6 protein-coding genes and 1 rRNA gene are annotated in these 8,217 nt (G+C 37.6%); 1 reads left to right on the forward strand and 6 read right to left on the reverse strand.

The window, feature by feature from the left end; all coding sequences use genetic code 11:
- Nucleotides 1-74: ribosomal RNA gene (locus tag FNK51_RS04735) — 16S ribosomal RNA — on the reverse strand; the annotation flags it as partial.
- Nucleotides 75-865: 791 nt separating this feature from the next.
- Between FNK51_RS04735 and FNK51_RS04740 the strand changes: the two genes are divergently transcribed.
- Entirely contained in the window at nucleotides 866-1,423 is a 558-nt protein-coding gene (locus FNK51_RS04740) for a shikimate kinase (RefSeq protein ID WP_141992594.1), read from the forward strand.
- 121 nt (nucleotides 1,424-1,544) lie between these two features.
- On the opposite strand, the gene FNK51_RS04745 is transcribed toward FNK51_RS04740, so the two are convergent.
- The 5 genes from FNK51_RS04745 to FNK51_RS04765 all read right to left on the reverse strand — a co-directional run bounded on the left by FNK51_RS04745 (nucleotide 1,545) and on the right by FNK51_RS04765 (nucleotide 7,238).
- Entirely contained in the window at nucleotides 1,545-2,558 is a 1,014-nt protein-coding gene (locus FNK51_RS04745; RefSeq protein WP_098373848.1) for a LacI family DNA-binding transcriptional regulator, read from the reverse strand.
- Nucleotides 2,559-2,780: 222 nt separating this feature from the next.
- The gene (locus tag FNK51_RS04750; protein WP_141992595.1) at nucleotides 2,781-3,989 is read right to left on the reverse strand and encodes an MFS transporter; all 1,209 of its coding nucleotides are present in this window, start codon (nucleotides 3,987-3,989) and stop codon (nucleotides 2,781-2,783) included.
- 272 nt (nucleotides 3,990-4,261) lie between these two features.
- On the reverse strand, nucleotides 4,262-5,146 hold the full coding sequence (locus FNK51_RS04755; protein WP_141992596.1) for a quinate/shikimate dehydrogenase: 885 nt from the start codon (nucleotides 5,144-5,146) through the stop codon (nucleotides 4,262-4,264).
- Between the two features lie 59 nt (nucleotides 5,147-5,205).
- Entirely contained in the window at nucleotides 5,206-5,967 is a 762-nt protein-coding gene (gene aroD / locus FNK51_RS04760) for a type I 3-dehydroquinate dehydratase (protein ID WP_098373845.1), read from the reverse strand.
- A gap of 68 nt (nucleotides 5,968-6,035) precedes the next feature.
- Entirely contained in the window at nucleotides 6,036-7,238 is a 1,203-nt protein-coding gene (locus FNK51_RS04765; RefSeq protein WP_098373844.1) for an MFS transporter, read from the reverse strand.
- Between the last annotated feature and the right edge of the window lie 979 nt (nucleotides 7,239-8,217).

The raw sequence follows: 8,217 nt of genomic DNA on the forward strand, positions 1-8,217 counted from the left end.
TCGATTCGCTCGACTTGCATGTATTAGGCACGCCGCCAGCGTTCGTCCTGAGCCAGGATCAAACTCTCCGAAGAAATGTTTGACTTGCTCATTTGCTTTTTTGATAGTGTGTGCTCACTTAAAATTTAACGTTGGCGCTTTGTTTTGTTCAGTTTTCAAAGAGCAATTTTCACAATCGTTCTTTCGAACGGCTGTTTATTCATCATAACATCTCGTTGATTAGTTGTCAACTTCTGCGAAGTTTTTAACTTATTTTAAATCGCTGTGTTTTTCAGCGACCATTTCATCTTATCATTTTCATAGTAAGAAGTCAATAGTTATTTCTTTCAGCAATCTGCCGAAAGTGATGAAGTTTTTCGCTTGTCTTAGTTGGTGCTTATTTATATTAATCCTTTCCCAATATAAAGTCAACACATTTCAAACATTTCTTTGTTAAATGATTTAATCACTGTAAGTAGGAATAAATGCACTTGTCGTACCTTGGCTTCCGCTTAAAACATATAATCAAACAAAATCATTGCTCCCACCCATTTAATTAATTCAAAGACCCGTTTGAAACACATTCCCCTTCAACCTAGTAATGCTTTTGGCAAAATCCATAAAGCTTGCAAGTGATAGGTAACGGCAATAACAAACTGTATAGATGAAGAAACGTATAATTAGATGTATAAATCGAATAATGAAAACTGATTGTTCCTTTCGAATGGATTGATTTAAAATAAACCGTTAAATCACGGAATTTCATTGTCCAAATATTAAAAAATTTTTTTACAATTTTACTTTCTTATACTATAATAAATATATTTTAAAAATTTCAGGAGAGACTTTTAATCATTATAAAAATAGTTGGGAGAGGGATTTATAAATGATTAATAAAAACACATCTTTGAGGATGCAAAGTATCGTTTTTATTGGCTTTATGGGAGTAGGAAAGACGACGATCGGTCAGAAAGTAGCAAGGAAATTATATAGGGATTTTATTGATATAGATCAAGAAATTGAAAAGGAATTCAATATGCCCACTACAGAAATATTCAAGAAGTTTGGGGAAAAAACTTTTCGCGAAAAAGAAAAAAGTGTGATTGAAAACTTTAGTCAACAACAATTGAAAATCATTTCAGTAGGAGGCGGGGCATTTTTACAAGAGGATATACGGAATATCTGTTTATCCAATTGCATTGTCTTTTATCTGGACTTATCTTGGGAATACTGGAAAGAGAGAATAGGCTTACTAATTGATAGTAGACCTGTTTTACAAAGTCGGTCCCTTGAGGAAATCGAAGAACTCTTTTACACCAGACAAGAAATATACTCCTATCATCATTCAAAAGTGAATACCAATGATCTTGATGTTGATGAAGTGGCAGACTTCATAGTCGATTCATTGAAAGTGGCCTGGGATATTTATGAACCGCTTAAGTAAGAACATCCTTTTTGTTATGTAGTCAACGTTCCCAATAAAAGAATAATAGAAAAGATGAAAAGGGAACAGCGGTATGGATACCTAGCCTCCTGTAAACTAATCACCTTTTTATTTTTCTTTTTTAGGAAGACTCTCTAATAATCAGTTCTGGATTCAATATGATTCGCTGTTGTTCACGTTCAATTTTCTCCATTTGTTGATACAGAAGATTCGCTGCCTCTTTTCCAATGCGTCTAGGGAATGAGGAAATGGTCGTTAGCGGAGGATGATAGATTTCTGCGACTGGAACGTTATCGAACCCTACGATATCTATATCTTTTCCAGGTGTATATCCTTTCATCATTAATCCTTGCATAACACCGAAGGCAATTAAGTCACTAAAGCAAAAAATCGCCGTAGGCGGATTAGGATTCTCAAGTACTTTCAATACAGCCTCCAGCCCCCCTTCCCGTGTAGGGGCACTATCAATCACCAACGATTCATCCACTTCCAATCCCGCTCTTGAAAGAGCTTCACGGTATCCCTCCATTCTCTCGATCCAAGTAGAAGATTCCTTGATGCCACCAAGGAGCGCAATTCTTTTATGCCCCTTTCCAAGGAGATGCTCAACAGCAATCCTGGCTCCTTCTGGATAGTCTATGCCTACATAGTCGCTATTCACTCCAGGTAGTTCCCTAACAGCAAGGACCATCGGCGTGTCAATTTCATTTAACCGTTCAATTGTATCTTGTGAGCTTTCAGAGACAGGACAAAGAATCAGGCCTCCCACCCTATGTTCCATCATGGTCGAAAGGAGATGGTCTTGCTTTGCAACCGAGTCGAATGTAGTCCCCAGCAACACTGTATACCCGACCTCATCCAATGCATCGTGAACGCCTATCAGGAATTCAGAAAAAAAGGTATTTGATATGTCGGTAATAATGATTCCTACAGTATCGGAACTCTGCGACCTTAGGTTTGCTGCAATTCTATCGTAAACATAGCCTAATTCATGCATGGATTTTAATACCTTTTTTCGCGTCGCTTCCGATATTCGGGGGTTATTACGAACGATAAGGGAAGCAGTGGATGTAGATACCCCAGCATGTTTCGCTACCTCTTGCAGCGTGACCCGCCCTTTTTTGGATTGTTTCATAGTTCAATCACCATCTTGAATGTATTTTTGATCTACTTATTATTATCATGTTCTTACTATAATAATAATATAGTTACTGTCAATATTACACCTTTGCTTTTGGAACATGGGTATCTCATCGATTAATAACACTCCAATACATCTATATCCAATATTCAACAGTCCCCAAAAAACGCCACCCTAGTTTTAGAAGATGGAGTTTTAATAATCCTTCAATATTTTTTAGCCGTGGTTAAATATGGTCAGGTGCTGTGTCAATTTTTTATACCGGTAATAAACAAAAGCTGCAGCTAGGATTCCTATAGTTGCAATAAAGCAATCGAAAAGAAATATATGCGATATATCCCCACTCTTAGCGATCAAGCCCGTTGCAATTGGTAAAATGACGCTCGCCAAACTGGATGCCGTCGCAACGATACCTGTTACAGTTCCTTTTTTCCTCCAGAAAAGTTCAGTCATTATTGCAATGGTTAATTGAAATATTCCAGCTGTCGATGCTCCAAGGAAAAAGGAGCTAATACTTAAGACAATAGGTGAATGTATCGTTAATATGATGATTACCGTAAGTAAAGTAATCATTGGATAAAGCAATATCACCGTCACAGGCTTAATCCATTTGTTTAATAAGATGGATAATAGCAGGACGGAAATCAGTGATCCAACACTATAATAGCTCAATAATTTAATTGCACCTGAAGATGGCATCCCTGCAACTTCCTGGCCGAAACTCGGTAACCAGATTTGCGAAACTGTAAATAACGCAGTTGATGTAAACCCAATTATGATTAGTGCGACTCCTTCGCTCCAAAATTTAGGTTCAGTTATGAACCTGTTCATATGCAAAGCCTCCTCATGACTGACAGCATCGGATTTGCTTTTTGGAAATGAAGCGGACAACATAAAGATCATATTCATGAAATAGATGACAGCTGGTAATAAAAATGCAAACCCGTAAAATAATTGGTTCCTAGTAAGAAACAAGATGAGGAATGGTAGAATTGTTGCACCAAGTGAACCAAAAGCCTTGACCATAACACTGGCGGAACCAGCAGATTCAGGAAACATTTCAGTTAGCGCCGGATATGTACCAGCATCCATGGCTGAGTTGGAAATTCCCGCAAGTAAAGCAAATACAAAGGCCATTTCATATGTGGGGGAAAATGGAATCCCAATTAAAAAAACTCCCATTATTACCGAAGAGACAATAATCAATGGCTTTCTTCCAAATTTATCTGATAATACTCCCGAGAGACCATACGTGAGTAATCTGCCTATTCCTATTGCTGCAATAAGATAACTGATGCCAGTAGAGTCCGTATCCCATTGTTTTGTTAAAGAGGTCATGTTTGAGGCGAGAATTATATTAACCATCCCCAGCAGAAAATAGTTAATATACATGCCAGATGCCGCTTTATAATACTGATTTTTCATTATTACACCCCTATAATAAATCACGTTGTGTTTCTCCCCAAGAACCCTTTAATGCAAAATGTAATTACATTAAAGCCTCCCCTTTATGATATCCATTTAAATACTTTTCAAAAAAAAACGCTAAGAAAAACAAGGGATTTCACTCCCTGCATTTTCTTAGCTCCGAGGTTTCTGCACTCATTTGATGGTAATCATATAACGATGATGCACATCGAGTATGAATAAACCTCTATTACGATAAAATGGAGAATAATCTCCAGAGTGGAATCATCTTATTCTGCAAACAATTGCTCTTTGATGTAATCAACAGGCATCTGTTGACCTGTCCATAATTCAAAGGCCAATGCGCCTTGCCAAAGCATCATCCCAAGACCATTAATAGCTGTAGCACCGGCAGCCTCAGATTGTTCCATTAGTTTAGATTTACGTGGGATGTAAACAACATCGGTTACGATTAAATCAGGACGCAGCATTGATTCGTCTTGAATGACACTTAAGCCTTCAAGTGGTTTCATGCCAACACCAGTTCCATTTGCCAAAATATCACTAGTTGCGATTTCAGCCTTTAATTGTTCAACATTTTCAAGAGGATATACATTGGCTTTCACATTTAAATGCTTCATATCTTCATTGATGATTCGTACATTCTCTACTGCTTGTGGGAAGAAAGCATCATCACGAGCAAAAATGCTGATTTCCGCCACACCTTCCAGCGCAGATTGAATGGCAATTGGAGTAGCAGCCCCACCAGAACCGATAAGAGTCATTTTCTTGCCTTTAATATCTATACCATGTTCTTTTAGGTTCCGGGTATACCCCATTCCGTCGGTACTGTGACCTACGAACTTACCATCAACATTGACAACTGTATTAACGGCCCCGGAAAATTTAGCACTGTCTGCCAATTCATCAAGATATGGAAGTATTTTCATTTTATTAGGCATGGATACGTTAAATCCTTTTACATTTAATGCACGCATCCCTTTGACTGCATCTTCCAGCTGTTCGTTTCCTACTTCAAATGCTAAATAGGCGCAATTCAAGCCTAATTTATCGAAAGCCAAATTATGCATGGCAGGTGATAAAGAGTGTCCGATAGGTGTTGCCAGCAATCCTACCAATTCCGTTTTCCCATTAATACGTCCTAAATTTTCCATGTTCTATTCCCCCTGATTTTAAAAACTTATATAAATTCCTTCTTGGAAGGAATTATGAGTTAAATGTTTTGATCAATGATCTCCAATACATCCCTTAATTGAGTAACAGGAATTTGTCCTGGGGCAGATGCTTCTTTTCCGGCACCGAATGTACAAGCAGATCCAAACACCGCGCCTGATAATCGACTGACCAGACCTGTGCCCGACATTGACATCGTAATGAATGGACGATCGGCATACTTTGTTTTCATCGTGTAAGTTGCATCTAATAAAACGAGTAAGTCACCAACAGTTTGCGGCATTACAGCGATTTTTGGAATATGGGCGCCAAATTCCTGCATTTTACGCAATCGGTAAATGATTTCTTCTTTTGCTGGTGTCTTATCGAAATCATGGTTACACATTACTACGTATACGCCATTTTCCTCAGCTACTTTTACAGTCTCCTTCACTGATGATTCTTCAAAAAACAATTCCACATCGACAAGATCAATATTCTTCGTTCCAATTGCTGCATGAAGAAGCTTGAAATAATATTCATCGCTGATTTCCTTGTTCCCGCCTTCTTTATGGCTTCTAAAAGTGAAAAGCAGCAAAGTATTAGGTACAGCACTTCTAAGTTTAGAAATCATATCCGAAACGGCTTCTAAGCTTTCAACTTGTTCATAAACATCTACTCGCCATTCAATGATATGCGGCTGTAGCGCATTTACCGTTTCAACTTCTTTAAGCAGTTCTTCTTCAGTTGTCCCCATCAGTGGAACGATGATCTTTGGAACCCCTTCTCCGATCGTTACGTCTTTAATCGTGATTGTTTTCATGGATGTTTCCCCCTTTTATCATTATCATCAGTGGGGATTCATGCCCCTCTGATGTTCGGCTAGACCGTTTAATTGGAAATCTTAATTACCTTTTTGTATCGATAGGCAACGAATACTGCCAATAAAATACTAACTACCGCAATTGCCACATCAAACAAGAAGACCGCAGTTAAACCAGCACTCTTAGAAATGATACCTGTAACGAAAGGTATGATGATAAATGCTGAACTAGCTGCAATGTTTACATATGAAGTAATCGTCCCTTTATTGGCAGGGAAGAACTCTGTTATTATTGTCATGGCCAATTGGAACACCCCTGCAGTTGAAAGCCCAATGAAGAAAGCGCTCAAAACAGTTATAAATGGTTGTTGGATATAAATGAGTGACAATAAAGATAATGCTGCAATGATCGGATAGATAATCATGACGGTAATGGGCTTAATTACTTTATTCAATAGAACTGCTAGTAAAATGACAGAAACAAGGGAGCCAATGCTATAGTAACTAAGCAATTGAACAGCCTTAGCCTGGGTTAGCCCCAATACATCTTGTCCAAAGTTCGGGAGCCAGACTTGAACCAGCATGAATAAAGCAGTTGATGTGAAGCCTAATAGTATGACGGCCACCCCCTCCTGGCCAAACTTCGGTTTTGAGAGGAATTGGTGTTGAAGCGGCACAGCTTGTGCATCATCTTGAGTCTGGCTTTGAGCTTTATGATCTGGAAATGAAACCTTAAGCAGGAAAAATCCATTAACAAGATAAACAGCAGCCATTAAGAAGAATGTATACCCGTAAAACATATCTCTAGCTATAAAGAACGCCATGATAAATGGAAGAAGTGCGGCACCGACTGAAACGAACGCTTTTATTAATACGGTTGCGGAACCAGCTTTCTTTTGAAAAGCCTCAATAAGTGCTGGATACGTACCAGCATCCAAAAATGAGTTTGCAATACCAGCACATACAGCAAATATAAATGCCAATGTATAGTTAGGAGCCAAAGGTATACCTATGAGGAAGATTAGGTAGATAAAAGATGCTGAAACAACAAATGGTTTCCTTCCTAATTTATCCGACAGTCTACCGGCGAAAAACAAGGAAACTAACTTACCGATTCCTATAGCAGAAACCAAGTAACTTATCCCTGAGGCACTTGTATTTAATTGATTGGACAAATTCTCCATATTTGACCCGATGATAATATTGATCATGCCTAAAATAAAATAGCTAATATATAAACCTGTGGCCATTTTTATAAATGGATTTTTCATGAAACACACCCCTATTAAAAAAGTTATCGAAATGCAATTTGATTCTTAAGCCTTTCAGAAGCTGCCCCCTTGCCCCATACCATAAATACAAATTTACGTACTAAATAAAAACAATAAACTTCATTAGGTTAACCGACTTCAGTTAGTATATCGTTCTACTAACTTTTCGCATAACTAGTATATCGTTCTACTAACTTTTCGCATAACTAGTATATCGTTCTACTAATCTTAAGGTTAGTACATCGTTCTACCAACAATTCCTTGGTATATCGTTCTACTAATTATTCAGAGCAATTAGTTTCTGAATTCAAAAGGTATTGAATTTACACTTATGCCAAAGTTAATTAGTTAACTTTATTTAGTATATCGTTCTACTGGATTATTATACTGCGCTAATTTAATTGTGTCAAACTCACGAGCGGTCCTTAATAACTATAAAGAGATTCCTCATACTCTTTATTTCTAAATTTCGAAGTGCTCATTTTCGATCTCATTTATCTTATAAGTTCAGCCATACCTTGGATTTATTACCGCTCATACAAGATGAAGAATATTTTTATTTGCTGTGGCACAAAGTATTTTATCATTTATGAGGACCCTCTTCTATTTCGGTATTCCCCACTTTTTTAGTTACCAGTTTCTGAATAAATTTCTTTTTAGCCAAAATATATGTACTGCTGCTTATTTAAATCCAATTCTCCAGTTATTTGCAATCGAATTGAATAACCCATATCCCTGTCTAAGTAAGGCTGGAAGAATGTCTCGCTTATATCCTAAGTTGAGGGATGGGTCAAAACGATTCTCAAAATGAAAAACAATTTTCGATTTCAGCCTCTCTCAGGGGTTATATAACAACTTCTATATAATAGAAATAACGGGACGTCATAATTTTTACAAAGCTTTTTGATTCATAACGCAAAAAAGACCAGCCGGATGGCTGATCTTTTTAAATGGCTTGGCGGCGTCCTACTCTCACAGG

This window comes from Bacillus sp. B4EP4a (genome assembly GCF_006680105.1).
GTDB classification, from domain to species: domain Bacteria; phylum Bacillota; class Bacilli; order Bacillales; family DSM-1321; genus Peribacillus; species Peribacillus simplex_E.